This window comes from Pseudomonas sp. XWY-1 (assembly GCF_002953115.1).
Classification (GTDB): domain Bacteria; phylum Pseudomonadota; class Gammaproteobacteria; order Pseudomonadales; family Pseudomonadaceae; genus Aquipseudomonas; species Aquipseudomonas alloputida.
The window spans coordinates 3,571,151-3,591,575 of sequence record NZ_CP026332.1 but is presented as its reverse complement, the minus strand read 5'-3'; the positions used below and the strand labels follow the sequence as shown (position 1 = coordinate 3,591,575).

Sequence of the window (20,425 nt, the reverse complement as noted above, 5' to 3'; positions counted from 1 at the left end):
AACCTTACTATTGCTGGTGATGATAAATGACTGATCGAATTTTTTCCCTCGCGGCCCTGACGGTGCTCGAGCTGTCTCCACCGGACATGGTCGAGGCCGCCGCCCGAGCGGGTTACAGCCATGTCGGCCTACGGCTGGTGCCAGCCACCGAACAAGAGCGGCATTTCCCGTTGGTTGCCGATGCCGAACTGCGTCGGCAAACCCAGGCGCGCCTGCGCGACACGGGCATCAAGGTGCTCGACCTGGAGATCCTGCGTCTTGAGCCGGCAACCTGTGTGGCCGATTTCGAAGCGATCCTGGCGGTGGGCGCCGGGTTGGGTGGCACTGAATTGCTGGTAGCGGGCAACGACCCCGACGAAGCGCGCCTGACCGAACGCTTTGCCGCATTGTGCGAGCTGGCGGCGCAATACGGCATTCACCCTCACCTGGAGTTCATGCCCTGGACCGACGTACGTGACCTGCGCCAGGCCATGCGGGTGGTGGCCAACGCCGACCGCGCCAATGGCTGCGTACTGGTGGATGCCTTCCACTTCAACCGCTCCGGGTCTTCGCTGGACGACCTGGCGCAGCTGAAGCCGCAGCGCATGCGCTATGCCCAACTGTGTGACGTTGCTGGCCCGGTACCGGCCGACATGGACGAGATCCTGCGCCAGGCGCGTAACGAGCGACGCTTCCCGGGTGATGGCGATGCCGACCTGGTTGGCCTGTTACGCGCCTTGCCGCCGAGCGTGCCGCTGAGCCTGGAAATCCCCACGCGGCAATTGCTGGAGCAGGGCATCAGCGGCGAACAGCGCGCGCGCATGGCGCTGGAGAAAGCCAAGGCAGTGTTGGCCGCGGTCTGATCGAGCGAACGTGGCGCATGGCACCGGCTACGCCACGTTCGCGAGTGAACCCATACCGAACGCTGCATTGTCGTTATCCGCTTCTCAAGAAACTCCAAGCCAAAAAAAGGGCCCGCAAGGGCCCCGTAGAGGTAAGTGGCTAGCGCTCTCAGGCGCTCTCGACCTTGCGCGGTGCCATGAAATACATCCACACCAGCGCCAGGAAGTACATGGCGGGGATCATGGTAAACAGCACGGCATAGTTGTTGTTGGTAGCGGTCAGCACGCTGCCGACAATCTGCGTCATGAACATCCCGCCAATTGCCGCACACATGCTGCCGAAGCCGAATACGGTGCTCACCAGATGCTTGGGTGTGTAGTCCATCACCAGGCTCCAGATATTCGCCGTCCACGCCTGGTGCGCGCCTACCGCGATCGAGATGGCCGCCACCGCGACCCACAGTCCACTGGCGTTGGCGGCAAAGATGACGCTGAGCATGGTGCAGGCAAAGATCAGCATGGACACCAAGCGCGCTGTCGTGGCGCGCACGCCACGGCCGATCAGCCACGACGACAGGATGCCTCCCCCGATACTGCCGAAGTCTGCCGTCAGCCAGATGATGATCAACGGGATGCCCATCTGGGTCACGTTGATGCCCAGGCTGTATTGCTGGTTCAGGAACGGCGGCAGCCAGTACAGGTAGAACCAGAACACCGGCGCGGTAATCGCATAGGCCACTGCAAAAGCCCAGGTGCCACGCAGGCGCAGGATACGGCTGAACGGCACGCGGGTCGGCTCGGGCTCATCATCCTGCTGGATGTACTGCACCTCGCTCTGACGCACGCGGGGGTGGTCTTCAGGGTTGTAGTATTTCAGCACCCAAAACACGACCCACACCAGGCCCAGGCTGCCCATGGCGATGAACGCAGCCTGCCAGCCCCACACAGCCAGGATCAGCGGCAACAGCGCGGGGGTGACCATGGCGCCAACGTTGGTGCCGGCGTTGAACAGCCCCGTTGCAATGGCCCGCTCACCCGCCGGGAACCACAGGCGCACGGTCTTGACGCAGGCCGGGTAGTTGGCGGCCTCGGTCAGGCCGAGGATGAAGCGGCAGACCATGAAACCTGCCGCCGAGGTGGCCAGGCCGTGGGCACCCGTGGCCAGGCTCCACAGCAGTACAGCGAAGAAGAACGCCCGTTTGACCCCGACCTTGTCGATCAGCCGGCCTTGCAGCAGAAAACCGATGGCGTAGCCGACCTGGAACCAGAAATTGATGTTGGCGTAGTCCATCGCCGTCCAGCTCATTTCCTTGGCCAGCACGGGCTGCATGATGCCGAGGGCGGCGCGGTCGATGTAGTTCAGGGTGGTGGCGAAGAACACCAGGGCCAGCATGCCCCAACGGGTCTTGCCGACGCCGAAGGCGCCGCGGAGCTTGTCGCCGATCGAGCCCTGGGACATCCGGGGCGCGGCGGGGGGGATCTTGGAGTGGTTCATAGACTGCTCGTTTCTTGAAATTGTATTCAGCTGCGGTGCTACGGGTACGTGACCGTTTCCCAGGCAGGGGGGCACGCAAGGCCGGTGCATGGTGAGCAGTGAAGACGGCAGCGTCAATTCAAGAGACGGGCTACTGTTCGGTTATCGAACGGTTGCGTTGGCCTGCGGGCGCGGCAGGTATTCACCTCACTGAAGGGTAGAAGGCTTTGGCCCTGGTTGCCTGATGCGCGCAACACCGACATCAATGATGTGCACAGCTCCCGCTCAACGCTCTACCGGCCAGATACCCGAAGGTCATCCCAGGGCCAAGGGTAATGCCGCCGCTCGGGTAGTACCCACCCATCACGCTGTGCATGTCGTTACCCACTGCAAACAACCCGGGTATCGGCTGCCCTGCGTGGTCCAGTACGCGGGCTGAGGCGTCTGTATCCAGGCCGGCGAAGGTGCCAAGGCTGCCTGGCAGCAGTTTCACCGCATGGAACGGCCCCTTCAGCAACGGCCGAAGCGACGGGTTAGGTGCCTGCTGCGGGTCGCCTTGGGCCCGGTTGTAGGCCGACGCGCCACGTAGAAAGGTAGGGTCTTCACCTTGTGCCGCATGATGGTTGAAGCCCTCCACCGTGCGCTGCAACTGCTCGGCGTCGATCCCGCAGCGCTGCGCCAGTTGCGCCAGGGTAGCGCCGCTGTGCAAATAGCCACTGCGCTGATAGAAGCGGGTAGGGAAGGGAAAGGGCTTGGCCCAACCGATGCCATAGCGCCGTTGCGCAGCATGGTCGCAGATCAGCCAGGCCTCCGGCTGCTCAGCCTGCGGCGTGGCGGCGAACAGCGCGTTCATGAAGTCGTGGTAGCAATCGGCTTCGTTGACGAAGCGCCGACCATCGCGGCGCACGGCGATGAAACCGGGCTTGGCACGGTCGATCAGGTGTGGGAAATGGCCGAAATGGCCATTGCGGCGCGGTACCTGCGATACCGGCGCCCAGGCGCCCCCGTGGGCGCCTGCCGCAGACACCCGCCCACCCGCCTGTTCGCCCAGGCGCAAACCATCACCGCTATTCTCCCTGGGCGCAGCGGAGTAATGCTGGTCACCGTCCGGCGCGTGCGGCATCAGCTGCGAGATACGCTGGCGATCATGTGGGAAGCCACCGCAGGCCAGCACCACACCACGCCGTGCGTAGATCGCTTGGCCATCGGCAAACAGCGCGCCGTTGACCCGTTCTTCGCACAACAACAGACGGCTGGCCGCTTTCTCGGTCAGCAATGTCACGCCACGATCAAGGGCGCTGCGCAGCAGGCGCGCCACCAGCGCGTTGCCATTGACCAGATGCAAGCCGCGACGGTGCAGCAGCAAGTCTCGGCCATGGCGCAACAGGCGCTTGCCAACATGCAGCGCTGCCTTGGGCGAGCGTGTGGCGTTGAAGAAGGCAGCCATGTCGGCGCCCCCGGCAATGCCCATGCCGGCCAGGCTGACGATGTCCAGCGGTGGGCGTAACGTGTGCAGCCAAGGCCCCAGCCGTCGCCCGTCGTAAGGTAATGCACACAGCGAGCGACCGCCGCGTGCACTGCCATCGCCTTCACGCATGTCGGGCATACGGCTACCGCACTGGAACTGCACGGCTGTGTGTTGCTCGAAGAACGCCACCATTTCCGGACCATGGCGCAGGAAGGCGCGTTGACGCGGGTCCAGCTCGCGTGTGTGGGTTTGCGCACGCAGATAGCGCTCCGGGGCATCGTCGGCTTCGACGATGCCTTCGGCGATGGCCAGCGGGTTGCGCGGTATCCACAACCAGCCCCCCGACCAGGCGCTGGTGCCGCCCAGCTGGCTGGCTTTTTCCGCGACGACCACTGTCAGGCCATGATGCGCGGCGGTTACGGCGGCAGCCAGGCCAGAGGCGCCGGAGCCGATGACGAGTACGTCACATTCAAGGGGGGGCATGGAAGGGGTCCGCTCGGCTGTTGGAAGAAGTGGCGTGTGGCTTACTGCAGCGGCGAGAAACCGGTCGGGCGCAGCAGCCGTGATTGCAGGCGCAGTACCGCGCCCAGCTCGCGGTTGCGTCGCGAGAATTCCGCCCAGCGCGAGTCTGCCGCCATGGCTGCGCGGCGTGCCATGCGGTCGTCGAGGCTGGCATAGCCCCAGATGTGCACCACTTGGTTGACGTCGCCGAACTCGCTGGTGAAAAAGCCCACCAGGTTGCCCAGGTGTTCGCTCTGCACCTCGAGTGCGTGGCTTTGGTACAGGGCCAGCCAGTCGGCCATTTTCAATGGGTCGAGGGTGTAGGTTCTCAGTTCGTAGTACATGCCGGGTTCTCCGTAGGGGTAGCCGGCGCCTGCAGGCGCGCGGTGATGTGGTTGGCAGCAAGCCAGCCGAAGGTGAGGGCAGGGCCCAGAGTGATGCCGGGGCCGGGGTAGGTGCCCTTCATCAGTGAGTTCATGTCGTTGCCCACCGCATACAGCCCGGGAATCGGCAAGCCGTTGCGGTTCAGCACGTTGGCATCGGCGTTGGTCACCAGGCCACGGGCTGAACCGAGGTCGCCGGTGTGAATACGGATGGCGTAGAACGGCCCCTTGGTCAGGGGTGCCAAGCATGGGTTGGGCGTATGTTGCGGGTCGCCCATGTAGCGGTTGTAACTGTTGCCGCCTTTGCCAAAGGCGCGGTCGATGCCATTGCTGGCATCGCTGTTGAACTGTGCAAGTGTTTGCGCAAACACCTGTGGATCGACGCCGATGGCCAGGGCCAGTGCCTGCGATGTGGTGGCCCGATACAGGTAGCCTGCATCGATCAACGCCTGGTTGTTGACGGGCTTGGGCCGCGCCAGGCCAAGCCCGTACCGGTTCATTGCCTCGGCATCGCAGACCAGCCAGCAGCTGGCAATGCCTTTGGCGAACATGGTGTGCACGAAGTGGTGGTAGGAGTCGGACTCGTTGACGAAGCGCCGCCCGGCTTGGTCTACCGCAATAACGCCCGGCTTGGCGCGGTCTGTGACCAGGTGCGGGAAGCGCTCACGTTCACCATCGGCATGACGTAGTTCGGAAACCGGTGCCCAGAAGAAGTTGGCCGCCAGGCCCTCGCCCTCGGCTGCTGCCACGGCCTGGGCAAGGCGCAGGGCGGCTCCGTCGTTGGCCGGTGGTGACAGGGTCAGGTGCGGCGCCTTTTGAGCCGGGCGGTAGTCGGCGGCCATTGCGCCTGCTGCGAATCCGCCCATGGCGCACACCACGCCACCACGGGCCATTACCCGCTCACGGCGGCCCTCGCGCTGTACGACCACGCCCGTGATCACGCCGCGCTCGGCGATCAGCTCCACGGCTTCGCTGCGCAACCACAACTGCGTGCCGTGGGCGAAGGCGCTGGTGGCCAGGCGGGCGATCAATGCGTTGCCGGTGGTAAGCCGGGTGCCGCGTGGGTGCTGCAGGCGGTCGCGCGCGTAACGCGCCATCAGCTTCAGGCAATGCCACAGTGACCTGGGTGAGCGGCGAATGCTGAGGAAATGCTGGATATCCACCCGGTTGACCATCATGCCGCCGAACAGCAGCATGCCGGGCGGTGGCATCTGCAGGTCCTGGAAGCGTGTGCCGAGGTGCTTGCCGTCGTATTCGACCATTTCCAGCGCCCGGCCGAACTGAGTGGCACCGGGTGCATCCGGGTAATAGTCGGGCGAGAGTGGGCGCAGGGCATAACGCAGTTCGGTGTTCTGCTCCAGCCAGCGCAGCGCCTGGTGGCCATGCTCGATGAAGGCATCGCCCAAGGCGGGGTCGTAGCCGTCGCCGATGACCTGCTTGAGGTAGGTGCGCATTGCCTCGGGGGAATCCTTGGCGCCGGCGTCACGGGCTTGGTCGGTGCCGTACAGCCACACCGCGCCGCCAGAAATCGCCGAGGTGCCGCCAAAGCGTTCGGCCTTTTCCACCATCAGCACCTTCAGCCCGCGGCGGGCCGCTGTGGCGGCAGCGGCAAAACCACCGGCACCACTGCCCAACACAACCAGGTCGAAGCTGTTGTGTGTGTGCTCCAGAGTCGTCATGGCTTCAGATCTCCAACGGTGTGACGCCCATGAAGGCGCCAAGGTGGCCCAGTTGGGCGAAGGCCATTTCCGGGCCAGTCTGGATCCTGCAACCTACTTGCCGCGCGCGGTTCAGCAGCGGGGTTATCTCGGGTGAGGTGACCACGTCGGCGACCAGGGTGTCTGGCAGCAGGGTAGCCAGCAGGGCGGCGGACAACGGCAGCTCTGCGCGGGTGCCCATGCCGACTGGGGACGCGTTGGCCACCAGGTCGAAGTCTTCCAGCCCACTGAACTGTGTGCTGACCGTAAGCCCGGGGAAGCCGTTGCCGAGCAGTTCGCATACAGCACCCATGCGTGCTGTGCTGGGGTCGCTGAGGGTAATACTGGCGGTCCCTGCCTCAGCCAGTGCATAGGCAATGGCACTGCCAACACCGCCGCAACCGATCACCAGTGCCCGTTTGCCCGCCGGCTTGAAGCCATGCTTGTGCGCAGCGCCGAGGAAGCCGGCGCCGTCCACGTTGTCGCCCAGCAGGCGTCCGTCGCGCTCGCGGCGTATCACATTGACCGAACCCAGGGCAGCTGCGCGCACGCTCAGGCCGTCCACGCGGTTGGCCAGCGCCTGCTTGTAGGGCACGGTGACCACGCAACCGCGTAGGTTCTGCCAGCCACGCAGGGTATCCGCAAAGCTGTCCAGCGCCGCCTCGTGCAGGTCGAAGGGCAGCATGGCGAGGTTGCAGTTGTTGTGGTTGAACCAGGTGTTGAAGTTTTCCGGAGACTTCACCTGGGCGATGGGCGAACCGACGATGGCGACCAGTTCAGTGGAACCTCGAATCATGCTGACCTCCTTATTGGCGTTGTTATGGCGCCAAGGGTGAGGCAGAGGGGCGTGAGCAACAATGCGCCAAGCGGCCACTTAATGCGATAATCGCAGTCATGATCCGGTTATCGCAGTAATCGGCTGTTTTTATGCCTCTGGTAGCGAGTCGAATGCATGAACACACCCGTCATCCATCCCCGTGACCTGATCGCAGGCTTGCAGAAAGGCCTGGCGCTGATGCAACTGTTCAGCGCCGAGCAGCCGCGTCTGAGTGTGCCGCAGGCGGCCAGGTTATCTGGCCTTACGCCCAGTGCGGTGCGGCGGTTTCTGCTGACCTTGGTGCATGAGGGCTTTGCCGAAACAGACAGTCGTGAGTACTGGCTGACCCCCAAGGCCTTGCGTATCGGCCAGGCTTATGTGGACTCGGCGCAATTGCCGCGCATGCTGCGGCCGATTGTTGAACAGGTGGCGCGGCAGACCCAGGAGCACGTATCGGTGGGTACCCGCGATGGCGATGAGATCATCCATCTGGTGCGTAGCCGGTATAGCCATGTGGCGTCTTTGTCGATCAGGCCGGGCTCGCGGGTACCCATGTATTGCACGGCCAGCGGGCGGGTCTGGCTGGCCTGGCTGGATGAGGGGGCGCGGGACGAATACTTTGCCCGTCACCCGCTGCGGGCGTTGACGCCCTACACACTGACAGACCGGGCGCAGCTGGACGCTGAGCTACAGCGCGTGAAGGGGCAGGGGTTCTGTATCGTTGATCAGGAATATGAAATCGGTATGCGGGTGCTGGGGGTGCCATTGCTGGGGCGGGCCGGCCAGTTGAAAGCCACGCTGACCATAACTACTCATGCATCGCGGTTGAGTATTGATGAGATACGGTTGCGGTATTTACCGACCCTGTATGAGGCGCAGGCGTTGCTTCGGCCAGTGCTGGATTGACGCAGACATGGCGCAGTTTGCGGGCTGGCGCCATGAATGTGAGAACGGGTCACCTGGAAAGGTGGCTTTGCTCGCCTTTTGGGCCGCTGGACGGCCCAAACCTGTTGACTGTCAGGCTTCAGCATCCGGCTCGGTGGCCGGTAGTGGCTTTCAATCAATGAGCCAACCCTGGTCCCCCTCGATCAAGGTCCCTCCATGACTGGTAGTGTCACCCTCCCTTGCTGCGGGCTGGCCCTCGATGATCGTGCAGGCAGCGCCGGTTTCGATAACGGCGCCACAACTGATGCGATCGCCCATACGAGCGACGGCCTTGCCATCCACGAATGTTGCACTTGCGCCGGATTCCACAGTGCCTTCGCCATGGAGCGGGCAGCTATGACGATGGCCTACCAGTACGATGGGTTTCATTTGCGCTTCCTTTTGCCGGGTTGAATGGGGGCTTCCTCAAATGCTTCGGGAGGCGGTGGCGCTGCTCGGACGTTGAACAGGCGGCAGATGCCGTACCAGCAAATGGCGACGCAGAGGTTGTAGGGAAACAGCACGGCCCAGAACGGCAATTGCCAGTTCTTTTTGCCCTGCATTTCACCGGGCTCGCCGGTTCGCCAGGGGGCATAGTGGCGCCAGGCTTCTGCCGGGGTCAGGCAGATAGCATGGAGTGGCTTGTGCCACCAGTTGGGCTCACCGGGCGGGGGGAGTTTGTCCGGGCCGTGGTCCATGAAGTGGCGCAGGTATTCCCATACCTCGGCCACATGCTTGACGCCGGGTTCGGAGGGTTCGTTGCTGTCGACCCAGAGGCAGTCTTTTTGATGCAGGCTGCCGTCTTCCCGGCGGGGGGCGAAGGCGAGGGCATAGCTGGTGCTGAATGATGAGCCGCCGTATTCGGTGCGTTTGAAGATGCCACCTCCGGTGTTGGCCCATTCGAATACGAGTACCTTGCTCAAACGTTGGTAATAGATTTTTTGGGTCGCCCGATTGAAGCAGAAGCTTGATAGGCGTTTTATGAAATATATTCGATAAATGAGGAAAGGTAGGAAAGTGAAAGGCATAAGCAAGAATCCGGTCGCCAGTAATGGAGCGGATTCGTACATGTGCCATATATCTCTGGATAGTAAGTGTGGGTAAAAGCCGGCAATTGACAAAATAATTATTGCGCAATACAGCTTTCCCATGAAGACAGAGTCTGTGACCCATGGATTCCTTAAGCATAAAATGGTGTCAGATAAGCTTAATAGTTGTCCTGTGATAGAGGGCTTGTGTCCAGAGTCTGACATTGAGTTGAATATCCAGATGGTTGCCATGATCAGCGCTCTAGACGAAAAATTGACAGGATCTCAGCCATGGCCGGGAAGTCGCGGGTGCATGGCACGTTGGTGTAGTGCACCGTCAGGATGGGGACGCGTGAACTGCAGACAGGGCCTGGAGGTAGCGCTGCTGACGGAGGTGTCGCTCATGTACGCTTCCCTTTTTGGGTTGAATGCGCTGGGGCCTCCTCAAATGCTTCGGGTGGCGGTGGCGCTGCTCGGACGTTGAACAGGCGGCAGATGCCATACCAGCAGAGGGCGACGGAGAGGTTGTAGGGAAACAGCACGGCCCAGAACGGCAATTGCCAGTTCTTTTTACCCTGCATTTCACCGGGCTCGCCGGTTCGCCAGGGGGCATAGTGGCGCCAGGCTTCTGCCGGGGTCAGGCAGATGGCGTGCAATGGCTTGTGCCACCAGTTGGGCTCACCGGGCGGGGGGAGTTTGTCCGGGCCGTGGTCCATGAAGTGGCGGAGGTATTCCCATACCTCGGCCACATGCTTGACGCCGGGTTCGGTGGGTTCGTTGCTGTCGACCCAGAGGCAGTCTTTTTTGTGGAGGCTACCATCCTTCCTAGGCGGGGCAAAGGCAAGTGCATAGCTAGTGCTGAAGGATGAACCACCGAACTCTGTGCGCTTAAATACCCCTCCCTTGATATTGGTCCAATCGAATGAGATAAGTTTTTTGTTGCGTTGATATAGGATTTTTCCAGTTGCGCGATTGAGGTAGATGTTTGATAGGTTTTTTATGAAGAATATCCTGTAGGCAATGAATGGTGTAAATATTAGTGGTGCAATAACGTATTGTGCGAGTGAGTGAAGGTCCGCTAGCGCGGACTTTCTAAAATCCGCATCTATAATGTCCGGGTAGATATAAGCTGCTAACCCTAATGTCATGGCGGTGTATAATTTTCCCATGAATACGGAGTCGGATACCCATGGGTTCACGAGGGATAAGTGATGTTTGTTTATGGTTGATAGTTGGCTTGAGATGTGTGGAGTGAACTGAGAGCGTGCGGAGGGTGTGAAAATCCATGAAATGGCCATTATCGTCCCTCAAGTTTGAATGTCTGGGAGGAGCCTGCTTGTTCATCTAAACCTAGATTTGGCAGATATTTGATGTTTAGTTTAATGTGGCGGTGGTTTCGAATTTGATTCTTGAAGTGGAGTATCAGTCCACCCCTAATTTCATAGCAGTCTGGTGTGGCTGGTAATATAGATATGCCACTGTTCTCGAGTTGGCTACTAAGGCTGGCTTGCCATTCGCTCTGGCCCAATAGAAATCCCCGTAGGAGGACTGTAAACTCAGCAGTGGGGGGATGCTAGAAACTTGATTGTGTGTGATGGCAGTCCAGTTCGGAGTAGTCCATGTGTTTAAGTCAGTCCATTTGCTGTCCAGATGCCCTAGGTCAAATAGTTTTGTCTCGTTTTTTGAAAGCAGCGAGGGTGAGTAAAATACCTGGTGCCAAGCGTTGATTTCGTCTTTAATGTTGACGAAAGTTGGAAGTTTCTTGTCGGTATCTAAAATTATGTCTGGTCGGCTTTCGCCATCATTGAGACGGTTCCCAAATATACTTCGACTGGCCCATAGCTCTATAGGGGTGTGAAGGTGTTCGGTGGCTTTCGCATGGAGGTAGATGCCTCCAGCTATGATCGCAGCACCTAATAGGACTACTGCAGCTGCAGCCCATCCTGCAAAAGGGATAAGTGTTGTGGCGCCTGCAATAGCTAATCCACCTTCTAATACCAAGACGGAGCCTATTGCGACCGCGCCCCCGCCATAGAAAGTTAAATCAGAAGCGGCAGTATTACCGTGCATCTTCTGCCTTTGGGATTTTTTATAGTCAGAGGCGAACCCTAGGAAAATAGCCGGGTAGCCGGCCAACCTTGCGAACAAATTACTTCCTAGGAGCTTGATTAGACCGTTACCAAAGGCCATGCCCGGCGCTGTGGCACTTAATCTCAGCATGACGGCCTTTTGCGTTGCCCGTACGCTGACCAACGTTGCCGCCGCTGCACCAATCACCCCGAAAACAGATGAGGCGAACCCTAGGGTGTATTCCGGTGCATCGCTCTTCTGCAGGCTGTTGTAGGCCGTCTTGAGCGATAAGATGTTGAACCACAGCATCCCCGCGTTTAAACCACCACCACCGCCCGAGGTGAGTAACCCAAGGAAGTTGGGTTTCACGCGCGCAGTGGTGGTCAGCTCGATGGACACCGTGCGGCTTCCTGATATGCGCAACGCTTTCATCTCTTCAACCTGCGCCATGCCGCTCTTCAGATACCTCTGCACTTCCTGGCTAAATGGATTTTCCGTAATGGCCTGCTCGGTGATTCGATAGCGCGCCGCCAGCAACCCCAGTGCTTTCTCGGCATTGGCCTCACGCGCTGCCAGCAACACTTGCTGGCGCAGGCCATGGCTGGCATCCCAACGGGTCTGGCCACGCAGGCGCTTGAGCACCACGGCATTGACCGACTGGGCGGTGAGGTCGGTGATGTCCGCCATGGCCGGGAAGCGCCCCGCCAATCCCTCGATCACGTTGTCGCTGGCGCCGAACAAGGTGCCGATCGAATCGGCTTTGTCCTTGAATGGGTTGAACGGCGCCAAGGCGGTGTAAAGCGGGCTGTCGTGCTGGTCCAGCCATTGCTCCAGGCGTTTGAAACGCCGGTCATGATCTTCGGTGCCGGGTGTCGGTTGGCCCATTGGGTGAATCAGCAACGCCAGTGAGATTTCCAGACCGCGGGCGGAGGTGCGTTCGTTGCGGTCGTAACAGGCCAAGGCGGCTGCCAGGCTGTAGGGGTTATCGATGTGTTGGGATTCGGCCGTCGCCAGCCACGCGTCATGATCGTTGCTGGCTTGCAAGGCCAGGTTGCGCAGGGCGGCAATGCGCCGTTCCAGCGCGTCGCGTTCGGCGAGGAAGCGCCGGTATTTGTCGACATCGAGACGCTGTGCCAGGCGCGCGCCATTGGGGGAATAATCTTCATGGGTGAGGGCCTGGAAGTGTGCCTCGGCCGGCGACAGGGCGGGCCCCCGGCGTGACGTGCCCAGCCTGAACGCGGCCAGTTCCGGTGAAGGGGCATCCGCCGGGTACAGGCTTTCCAGCGTCTTGTTCAACAGCATGGCGACCAGGTTGCGATGGTGAAAGTCGCGGCTCTGCGGGCTGAGCTGTTCGGCATCCAGCCGGTAGCATGCCGGCACGCGCTCCTGCTCGGGAGGTTGGGCGGGTTTTGTGTGCTCCAGTTGTTCGGCCGGCATCAGGTCACGCAGTTGATGCTGGTAGGCCGAGACCGACAGGCTCAGGTCCAGGGCCATGCCTTCGGCATCGGCGAGCGCCACCACCACCGGCACTTTCGGTTGGGTCCAGGGGTAGTGCCGGGCGATGGCAGTGAGGTTGCCGATGGGCAAGGTTTCGGTGATCGGGTCGCTGCTCCAGGTCAGCGGCATGCGCCGCTCGGTTGGCTTGAAGTCTTCGACCCAGGTTTGCAGGGCACTGACTGGCAACACATGGGGCTGGGTGGACGGCGCCTGGTTGCCGCTCACCAGCTCGGCCATGTCCAGCTGGCGCATGTGCCGTTTGCGCAGGGCTGCCGAACCGGTGATACGGGCGGTGATGGCGTTGGTCCACAGGTGCGGGCTGTAGCCGATCCACACTTCCTCGGCGGTGTCCTGGCAGGTGTCGGCCCACACCCAGCCGGTGCTCTGGCCGGACAGGTAGCGCTCACGGCGGTGGTAGTCCTCCAGCCCTTGGTAGCGCAGCTCCTTGTAGAGGCCCGCGCCGACGTGCTCATGAATGACCAGCTTTTCGCCCTGAAGGCCTTTCATGAACACGTAGACATAGCCCGGGCGCAAAGCGCGGAGGGTGTAGGCCGAGTGCTGCAGCGTGGGGAAGCCTTGTTCCAGGTTGAACCCTGCATCGGCATAGCGGCAGGCGGGGGCGTCGCCGGTGCGGGGCACGATGGCGTAGCGCACCGGCAGGATAGGCACGCGTGCGCTGCAGGCAGGGCCGGAGGTGGCGCTACTGACGGAGGCGTCGCTCATGTACGCTTCCTTTTTTGGGTTGAATGCGCTGGTGCCTCCTCAAATGCTTCGGGAGGCGGTGGCGCTGCTCGGACGTTGAACAGGCGGCAGATGCCATACCAGCAGAGGGCGACGGAGAGGTTGTAGGGGAACAGCACGGCCCAGAACGGCAATTGCCAGTTCTTTTTACCCTGCATTTCACCGGGCTCGCCGGTTCGCCAGGGGGCATAGTGGCGCCAGGCTTCTGCCGGGGTCAGGCAGATGGCGTGCAATGGCTTGTGCCACCAGTTGGGCTCACCGGGCGGGGGGAGTTTGTTCGGGCCGTGATCCATGAAGTGGCGGAGGTATTCCCATACCTCGGCGACATGCTTGACGCCGGGTTCGGTGGGTTCGTTGCTGTCGACCCAGAGGCAGTCTTTTTGGTGCAGGCTGCCGTCTTCCCGGCGGGGGGCGAAGGCGAGGGCATAGCTGGTGCTGAACGATGAGCCGCCGTATTCGGTGCGTTTGAAGAGGCCACCTCCTGTGTTAGCCCATTCAAACACAAATACCTTGCTCAAACGTTGGTAGTAGATTTTTTGGGTTGATCGGTTGAGGCAAATGGTTGATAAGCCCTTTATAAAGAAAATTCGATAAGCTAGGAATGGAGTAAACACGAAGGGGGTTATTAATAATAAAAGCATCAATAAAATGTCTTCGTTGTAAAGTTTCGAGATGTTAGGGGGTAGATAAGGGTAAGTGCCTGTCAGCAGTGTGATCGTCATTGCGCAGTATAGTTTTCCCATAAACACGGAATCTGTTATCCATGGGTTTCTCAGGCACAAGGTATTCTCGGATACGTTTGCCAACTGCCCTCCAATTGCAGGGGTGTGTCCGGAGTATGACGTTGAATTGAATATCCAGATGGTTGCCATGATCAGCGCTCCAGGCGAAAAGTTGACAGGATCTCATTGTCTTCGTCCAGGCCTTGATTAGCGCTGTAAGCTAGATGCAGTGAGACATGATTTTGGTTGGCAACCGTGTTCTCGAAATGCAGGATTAAGCCAGCGTCTACGATGTGTCCGGTTGGAGTGATTGGGAATACGTCAATTCCTTGGTCGTCACGGAGGGAACTCAAACTTCCTGACCATTCACTTACGCCTAGCCTGAATGCAGGCAGCAGCACTGTGAACTCCACGGTTGGTTGGGGGGTGGCTACTTCGTTATGTATGATAGCTGTCCAATTTGGCGGCGACCAGTGGTTATTCTGATGCCATCGGGTGTCGGCTTTAGTTATGCCGAGGGATAGGGCCTGCTCGGCGGATAGTAACTTGGCCCCGTAATGTTCATTGTGCCAAGCCTTAATTTCTGTTTGCAGTGAGGTGAAAGCAGGAAGTTTCTTGTCAAAGTCCAAGTTGATGTCGGCGTGCGACTCTCCATCATTGATGCGATTGCCGAATATGCTACGTGCTGCCCACAGTTCTATTGGGCTGTGAAGGCGTTCATGTGCCTTGGCGTGTAGGTAGAGGCCTCCTGCGATGATGGCTACGCCTACTAGGACAAGGGCAGCGGCGGCCCATCCGGCAAAAGGTACTAGCGTTGTAGCTCCCGCAATGGCAAGTCCTGCTTCAAGAGTGACAGCAGAGCCAATGGCCATGGTTAATCCACCAGCAATTGTGTATCTGCCAGCCGTAGAGTTACCGTTATCGAATTGGCGCAATCCCTTTGACCAATCTGAGATCAGAGAAAATGCAATTGCCGGATATCCGGCTAAACGCGCAAACAGATTGCTACTCAAAAACTTGATAACCCCATTGCCAAAGGCCATACCCGGCGCTGTGGCACTTAATCTCAGCATGACGGCCTTTTGCGTCGCCCGCACGCTGACCAATGTCGCCGCCGCTGCACCAATCACCCCGAAAACAGATGAAGCGAACCCCAGGGTGTATTCCGGTGCGTCGCTCTTTTGCAGGCTGTTGTAAGCCGTCTTGAGCGATAAGATGTTGAACCACAGCATCCCCGCGTTTAAACCACCACCACCGCCCGAGGTGAGTAATCCAAGGAAGTTGGGTTTCACCCGCGCAGTGGTTGTCAGCTCGATGGACACCGTGCGGCTACCCGAGATGCGCAACGCTTTCATCTCTTCAACCTGCGCCATGCCGCTCTTCAAATACCGCTGCACCTCCTGGCTAAATGGATTTTCCGTAATGGCCTGCTCGGTGATTCGATAGCGCGCCGCCAACAACCCCAGTGCTTTCTCGGCATTGGCCTCACGCGCTGCCAGCAACACTTGCTGGCGCAGGCCATGGCTGGCATCCCAACGGGTCTGGCCACGCAGGCGCTTGAGCACCACGGCATTGACCGACTGGGCGGTGAGGTCGGTGATGTCCGCCATGGCCGGGAAGCGCCCCGCCAATCCCTCGATCACGTTGTCGCTGGCGCCGAACAAGGTGCCGATCGAATCGGCTTTGTCCTTGAATGGGTTGAACGGCGCCAAGGCGGTGTAAAGCGGGCTGTCGTGCTGGTCCAGCCATTGCTCCAGGCGTTTGAAACGCCGGTCATGATCTTCGGTGCCGGGTGTCGGTTGGCCCATTGGGTGAATCAGCAACGCCAGTGAGATTTCCAGACCGCGGGCGGAGGTGCGTTCGTTGCGGTCGTAACAGGCCAAGGCGGCTGCCAGGCTGTAGGGGTTATCGATGTGTTGGGATTCGGCCGTCGCCAGCCACGCGTCATGATCGTTGCTGGCTTGCAAGGCCAGGTTGCGCAGGGCGGCAATGCGCCGTTCCAGCGCGTCGCGTTCGGCGAGGAAGCGCCGGTATTTGTCGACATCGAGACGCTGTGCCAGGCGCGCGCCATTGGGGGAATAATCTTCATGGGTGAGGGCCTGGAAGTGTGCCTCGGCCGGCGACAGGGCGGGCCCCCGGCGTGACGTGCCCAGCCTGAACGCGGCCAGTTCCGGTGAAGGGGCATCCGCCGGGTACAGGCTTTCCAGCGTCTTGTTCAACAGCATGGCGACCAGGTTGCGATGGTGAAAGTCGCGGCTCTGCGGGCTGAGCTGTTCGGCATCCAGCCGGTAGCATGCCGGCACGCGCTCCTGCTCGGGAGGTTGGGCGGGTTTTGTGTGCTCCAGTTGTTCGGCCGGCATCAGGTCACGCAGTTGATGCTGGTAGGCCGAGACCGACAGGCTCAGGTCCAGGGCCATGCCTTCGGCATCGGCGAGCGCCACCACCACCGGCACTTTCGGTTGGGTCCAGGGGTAGTGCCGGGCGATGGCAGTGAGGTTGCCGATGGGCAAGGTTTCGGTGATCGGGTCGCTGCTCCAGGTCAGCGGCATGCGCCGCTCTGTTGGCTTGAAGTCTTCGACCCAGGTTTGCAGGGCACTCACTGGCAACACATGGGGCTGGGTGGACGGCGCCGGGTTGCCGCTCACCAGCTCGGCCATGTCCAGCTGGCGCATGTGCCGTTTGCGCAGGGCTGCCGAACCGGTGATACGGGCGGTGATGGCGTTGGTCCACAGGTGCGGGCTGTAGCCGATCCACACTTCCTCGGCGGTGTCCTGGCAGGTGTCGGCCCACACCCAGCCGGTGCTCTGGCCGGACAGGTAGCGCTCACGGCGGTGGTAGTCCTCCAGCCCTTGGTAGCGCAGCTCCTTGTAGAGGCCCGCGCCGACGTGCTCATGAATGACCAGCTTTTCGCCCTGAAGGCCTTTCATGAACACGTAGACATAGCCCGGGCGCAAAGCGCGGAGGGTGTAGGCCGAGTGCTGCAGCGTGGGGAAGCCTTGTTCCAGGTTGAAGCCTGCATCGGCATAGCGGCAGGCGGGGGCGTCGGCGGTGCGGGGCACGATGGCGTAGCGCACCGGCAGGATGGGCACGCGTGCGCTGCAGGCAGGGCCGGAGGTGGCGCTGCTGACGGAGGCGTTAGTCATGGGCAGGCTCCTTGCTTTCGACCAGTGCCTGGAGCTCGCGAAGGCGGGCCTGGGGCGACTCTTCGAGGTTGGTATAGATTTTTCCCGCCTTGTCATTGCTCATCAGCCACATGTGCCCGGCTATCAGCCGAATGAATTGGCCCGCAACTTCCTCGCTCCGGAAATTGAGGGCTGTCAGTTGCGGCAGGAGTGTTTCTATCCATAGGCGTATGTCCGCCAAGGTATGGTTGGCATGGGGCGGCATGGCCAAGACCTCATGCGCCAATGAGAGGACAAAGTGCTCGTGCATGCCTGCTTGCAGCCGATCAAGTTCAAGCTGCTGGAGGGTCAAAGGCAGTTCTGATTTTGAGCGGGCAGCAATCGGCTTGTTTTCGTGTGTTTTCCACTCATGAGCCGGCCCCCAGTTGACTCGCCATGCCAACCGAGACACCGGGCCAAGCCAGGCCTTGCGATGGTCGTCGTCCAGCGCATTCAGCCAGGCTGCAAGATGGTCCGGTGTGACATGGTGAGTGGCAACGCTGTGGTCAGGGAGCACGACCTGCACCAGGCTGGTGAAGTGGTCTGCCAGCGCTGCCAGGCCAACCTCGGCATCCAGCGCGATGGCGCCACCGATAGGCATCCAGGTCGTGATTGCATGGGCAAGCAGCTCGTGAGCGTCTGCAACGTCCACCAGCAAAGGCCCAAACTCATGACGGTCATCCAGGGCGCTGTTCTTCCATAACCATGCCTTTTGAGTATTCCGGCTGACAGCGTTTATAAGGTCGAGTACCGATGGGGCATAAGCAGGAACCAGTTCACCCTCCTGCGGGATGGGCCGATAGGCCCAGTACTCGATTGCCCTGGTCATGAGCAGCAGAAAGCGGCAGTTATGAGCGAAGTCTTCGCTGCGCGGAGCAACTGATGACGGTGTAGTCATTGGACTGGCCCTCGGATACAGCGGCAATCGGGCAGGGGGCAGGAACCATCAGGGCGGCGCCCACACAAGCGCTCCAGAGGCTTGCCGGTGTTCGGTGCACTGCTGATGGAAAAGGGGCTTGTCGTCCCATTTGCCGACTTGAGCATCTGGCCGGTGATGCGAATCGTCGGGCTGTCCAGGGTGATGCCTGTTTCGTCGATTCGAATGGAGCCACCAGGGCCTTGGATGACCACGGCTTCCGATGCTCGAAGTTCATAACGGCGTGTACGTCTGCGGATATCCCCACGGGCTTCCAGATCGGCATGCCCTTCGACCCGTTGCTCGAAGTTGCCACCGATACGGGTGTGGTGATTGGCGGCGATCTGGTCGTGACGGTGATTGCCGATGTTTTCGACACGGTCCTTGGCGATCCTGATCGTGTGGTTTCTACCGATGTCGAGCGCGGCGTCCTGCCCAATGGTGACGCGCTCGTCATTGCCAACCGTTTCCGTACGGTCGTGGCCGATCAGGATCGATTCGTCGTGATCGACCTGCTCTTTGCGGTCATTGCCGACCTGCGTAGTCTCATCGTGCTTGACCACATTGTTCTGGTCCCTCTGGGCATGAATGAACACTTCCTCCTGGCCCAGTTCGTCTTCGAAGCGCAGCTCGTTGAAGCCATCGCCCTTGTGGGTCTGGCTCTTGATGGTCATGCGGGTCTTGTGGCGGGGAAGGTCGTAGGGTGGCAACTGGTTACCGCAGTAAGTACGGCCGGTGATCATCGGCTGATCGGGGTCGCCGTTGACGTAGTGGATGATCACGTCCTGGCCAATCCGTGGGATGGCCATCGAGCCCCAGCTGCCGCCGGCCCAGCCTTGGGATACGCGTACCCAGCAGGAGCTGAACGCGTTGTCCTGGCTTTCTCTGTCCCAGGGAAAGCTGACCTTGACCCGGCCCCATTCGTCGCAGTAGATCTCTTCACCGGGCGGCCCCACCACGGTGGCCATATGCGGGCCGTCAACGCGTGGTTTGGGCAATGGGGCTGGGCGCCACTCGGTTCTGCCTGGCACCAGTACCGCCTTTTGCTCGTAACGTGTGCCCTGGTCGGCCCCGGCAGTTTCTTCCTGCAGGCTGGTGAACTGGCTGCCTTCGTGGCGAACCGTGCTGACCCGCCAATGCACATTCAGGTCTTCGCGCGGGTGGCCGGTCAGGGTGAAGCTCAGGCCTGGTTGCAGGCGCACATCGTCGCCTTGGACTTGGGCAATACGCACGTCATGGCGCAAGCCGGTGATGCGGTTTTCGGTGAACGGCTTGCCAACGGCATCGCGTTTGTAACGGCCGGGGTAGTCGAAGCACTCATAGTCCGTGGACTGGTGCTCAAGATAGGGGCCCGAGGCCCTGTGTTCCTGACGATAGGCCGGGTGGGTGAAGGTGTAGTCGCGTTGAACCTGCCGTGCAGTACGCACTTGTTCGCTGTAGCGCAAGCGCCGTAGGCACGGTTGAGGCTGGTCGCCGCCGTGGTTGGAATGGTACAGCACGGTGTCCGGGGCTGACGGTTCACGCTCACGGTAGAAGCCTTCGGCGTCGTCCTCGTGTTTGATGACACCGTGACTTATCAGACCGAGTGACTGCAGTCTGTCGGTGATGATCAGCTTATGGCGTTTTTCGTTGTGCTCGAAGCGGTAGACAAAGCCTTCTTCGGCCGCGAGGCGGGCGATGAAGTCGAGGTCGGTTTCGCCGGCTTGTACGCAGAATTCGCGCACCTGGTGGTCCAGGCTGGCGCGTAGTTCGTACTGGTCGATGCCCTGGCGCTTGAGCATCAGCTCGAGAATTTGCGGTACGGTCTTGTGCTGGAAGATGCGCCAGTTCGAGCGCAGGTTGGCCCGTGCCAGTTGGGGCTCGACCAGCGCGTGGTAGTAGGTGCGGTAGAAGCCGCTTTCAGCCTGGCTGAAACGGCTGACAAGGCCGTGCACGTACCGTACCGGGCGTTCGCCCTCCAGGATGGTGAAGAGCACGGGCTTGTCGAGCAAATGGCCGAAGTCGATGTCGTTTTCGAAGCTGATCAGTTTCAGCTCCAGTTCAAAGGGGGCGCTGATGCCCTCTCGGAGTTCGAACGACACCACCTCGAATTCAGCTTTGCCAACGAGTGCCTCAAAGCTGTAGCGCAAATCAGATTGGCTAGGCATAAAAGATCCTTGTCCGCCGTCTGAATCAACACAAAGCCCGGGCGGGCATGGCCTGCCC

14 protein-coding genes and 1 pseudogene are annotated in these 20,425 nt (G+C 60.6%); 2 read left to right on the top strand and 13 right to left on the bottom strand.

Features of this window, described 5'->3' with window-relative positions:
* Nucleotides 1–26 precede the first annotated feature (26 nt).
* A complete protein-coding gene (locus PRJ_RS16680; RefSeq protein ID WP_104962005.1) occupies nucleotides 27–842 on the top strand; it encodes a sugar phosphate isomerase/epimerase in 816 nt (271 codons plus the stop codon).
* A 148-nt stretch (nucleotides 843–990) separates the two neighbouring features.
* On the opposite strand, the gene PRJ_RS16675 is transcribed toward PRJ_RS16680, so the two are convergent.
* From PRJ_RS16675 to PRJ_RS16655, 5 genes are all read right to left on the bottom strand, one after another.
* Complete coding sequence (locus PRJ_RS16675; protein WP_012052802.1) at nucleotides 991–2,316, bottom strand: MFS transporter; 1,326 nt, start codon at nucleotides 2,314–2,316, stop codon at nucleotides 991–993.
* 241 nt (nucleotides 2,317–2,557) lie between these two features.
* Entirely contained in the window at nucleotides 2,558–4,246 is a 1,689-nt protein-coding gene (locus tag PRJ_RS16670) for an FAD-dependent oxidoreductase (protein WP_104962004.1), read from the bottom strand.
* Between the two features lie 41 nt (nucleotides 4,247–4,287).
* Entirely contained in the window at nucleotides 4,288–4,608 is a 321-nt protein-coding gene (locus PRJ_RS16665; RefSeq protein ID WP_003250862.1) for an NIPSNAP family protein, read from the bottom strand.
* Nucleotides 4,593–6,326, bottom strand: coding sequence for an FAD-dependent oxidoreductase (locus PRJ_RS16660; RefSeq protein WP_104962003.1), 1,734 nt, complete (start codon nucleotides 6,324–6,326; stop codon nucleotides 4,593–4,595). The genes PRJ_RS16665 and PRJ_RS16660 overlap by 16 nt, the downstream gene beginning before the upstream one ends.
* A gap of 4 nt (nucleotides 6,327–6,330) precedes the next feature.
* A complete protein-coding gene (locus PRJ_RS16655) occupies nucleotides 6,331–7,140 on the bottom strand; it encodes a shikimate dehydrogenase (RefSeq protein ID WP_104962002.1) in 810 nt (269 codons plus the stop codon).
* Nucleotides 7,141–7,296: 156 nt separating this feature from the next.
* On the opposite strand from PRJ_RS16655, the gene PRJ_RS16650 reads away from it, so the two are divergent.
* The gene (locus PRJ_RS16650; RefSeq protein WP_104962001.1) at nucleotides 7,297–8,067 is read left to right on the top strand and encodes an IclR family transcriptional regulator; all 771 of its coding nucleotides are present in this window, start codon (nucleotides 7,297–7,299) and stop codon (nucleotides 8,065–8,067) included.
* A 150-nt stretch (nucleotides 8,068–8,217) separates the two neighbouring features.
* Here the strand turns inward: PRJ_RS16650 and PRJ_RS16645 are convergent, their stop codons facing one another.
* The 8 genes and pseudogenes from PRJ_RS16645 to PRJ_RS16610 all read right to left on the bottom strand — a co-directional run bounded on the left by PRJ_RS16645 (nucleotide 8,218) and on the right by PRJ_RS16610 (nucleotide 20,367).
* On the bottom strand, nucleotides 8,218–8,475 hold the full coding sequence (locus PRJ_RS16645; protein ID WP_064491505.1) for a PAAR domain-containing protein: 258 nt from the start codon (nucleotides 8,473–8,475) through the stop codon (nucleotides 8,218–8,220).
* Nucleotides 8,472–9,365: a DUF6708 domain-containing protein gene (locus tag PRJ_RS16640; protein ID WP_104962000.1), complete on the bottom strand. Its 894-nt coding sequence runs from the start codon at nucleotides 9,363–9,365 to the stop codon at nucleotides 8,472–8,474. The genes PRJ_RS16645 and PRJ_RS16640 overlap by 4 nt, the downstream gene beginning before the upstream one ends.
* A gap of 149 nt (nucleotides 9,366–9,514) precedes the next feature.
* Nucleotides 9,515–10,411 (bottom strand): DUF6708 domain-containing protein, encoded by an 897-nt coding sequence (locus PRJ_RS16635; protein ID WP_104961999.1) that lies wholly within the window; start codon nucleotides 10,409–10,411, stop codon nucleotides 9,515–9,517.
* Nucleotides 10,411–13,403 (bottom strand): annotated as a pseudogene (locus PRJ_RS16630) (T6SS effector BTH_I2691 family protein). Before PRJ_RS16630 ends, PRJ_RS16635 begins: the two are co-directional and overlap by 1 nt.
* Nucleotides 13,400–14,293, bottom strand: a complete 894-nt coding sequence (locus tag PRJ_RS16625; RefSeq protein WP_104961998.1) for a hypothetical protein — start codon at nucleotides 14,291–14,293, stop codon at nucleotides 13,400–13,402. The pseudogene PRJ_RS16630 and the gene PRJ_RS16625 overlap by 4 nt, the downstream one beginning before the upstream one ends.
* A gap of 2 nt (nucleotides 14,294–14,295) precedes the next feature.
* A complete protein-coding gene (locus PRJ_RS16620; protein ID WP_104961997.1) occupies nucleotides 14,296–17,286 on the bottom strand; it encodes a T6SS effector BTH_I2691 family protein in 2,991 nt (996 codons plus the stop codon).
* Nucleotides 17,279–18,202 (bottom strand): DUF4123 domain-containing protein, encoded by a 924-nt coding sequence (locus PRJ_RS16615; protein WP_104961996.1) that lies wholly within the window; start codon nucleotides 18,200–18,202, stop codon nucleotides 17,279–17,281. The genes PRJ_RS16620 and PRJ_RS16615 overlap by 8 nt, the downstream gene beginning before the upstream one ends.
* The gene (locus PRJ_RS16610; protein WP_104961995.1) at nucleotides 18,199–20,367 is read right to left on the bottom strand and encodes a type VI secretion system Vgr family protein; all 2,169 of its coding nucleotides are present in this window, start codon (nucleotides 20,365–20,367) and stop codon (nucleotides 18,199–18,201) included. Before PRJ_RS16610 ends, PRJ_RS16615 begins: the two co-directional genes overlap by 4 nt.
* Nucleotides 20,368–20,425: the final 58 nt, after the last annotated feature.

What these genes read in the sequence shown, in the direction of transcription:
- PRJ_RS16665 (WP_003250862.1), bottom strand. Translation starts at nt 4,608, where the DNA reads ATGTACTACGAACTGAGAACCTACACCCTCGACCCATTGAAAATGGCC.
- PRJ_RS16660 (WP_104962003.1), bottom strand. Translation starts at nt 6,326, where the DNA reads ATGACGACTCTGGAGCACACACACAACAGCTTCGACCTGGTTGTGTTG.
- PRJ_RS16650 (WP_104962001.1), top strand. Translation starts at nt 7,297, where the DNA reads ATGAACACACCCGTCATCCATCCCCGTGACCTGATCGCAGGCTTGCAG.
- PRJ_RS16645 (WP_064491505.1), bottom strand. Translation starts at nt 8,475, where the DNA reads ATGAAACCCATCGTACTGGTAGGCCATCGTCATAGCTGCCCGCTCCAT.
- PRJ_RS16640 (WP_104962000.1), bottom strand. Translation starts at nt 9,365, where the DNA reads ATGGCAACCATCTGGATATTCAACTCAATGTCAGACTCTGGACACAAG.
- PRJ_RS16610 (WP_104961995.1), bottom strand. Translation starts at nt 20,367, where the DNA reads ATGCCTAGCCAATCTGATTTGCGCTACAGCTTTGAGGCACTCGTTGGC.
- PRJ_RS16675 (WP_012052802.1), bottom strand. Translation starts at nt 2,316, where the DNA reads ATGAACCACTCCAAGATCCCCCCCGCCGCGCCCCGGATGTCCCAGGGC.
- PRJ_RS16680 (WP_104962005.1), top strand. Translation starts at nt 27, where the DNA reads ATGACTGATCGAATTTTTTCCCTCGCGGCCCTGACGGTGCTCGAGCTG.
- PRJ_RS16635 (WP_104961999.1), bottom strand. Translation starts at nt 10,411, where the DNA reads ATGGCCATTTCATGGATTTTCACACCCTCCGCACGCTCTCAGTTCACT.
- PRJ_RS16620 (WP_104961997.1), bottom strand. Translation starts at nt 17,286, where the DNA reads ATGACTAACGCCTCCGTCAGCAGCGCCACCTCCGGCCCTGCCTGCAGC.
- PRJ_RS16615 (WP_104961996.1), bottom strand. Translation starts at nt 18,202, where the DNA reads ATGACTACACCGTCATCAGTTGCTCCGCGCAGCGAAGACTTCGCTCAT.
- PRJ_RS16670 (WP_104962004.1), bottom strand. Translation starts at nt 4,246, where the DNA reads ATGCCCCCCCTTGAATGTGACGTACTCGTCATCGGCTCCGGCGCCTCT.
- PRJ_RS16655 (WP_104962002.1), bottom strand. Translation starts at nt 7,140, where the DNA reads ATGATTCGAGGTTCCACTGAACTGGTCGCCATCGTCGGTTCGCCCATC.
- PRJ_RS16625 (WP_104961998.1), bottom strand. Translation starts at nt 14,293, where the DNA reads ATGGCAACCATCTGGATATTCAATTCAACGTCATACTCCGGACACACC.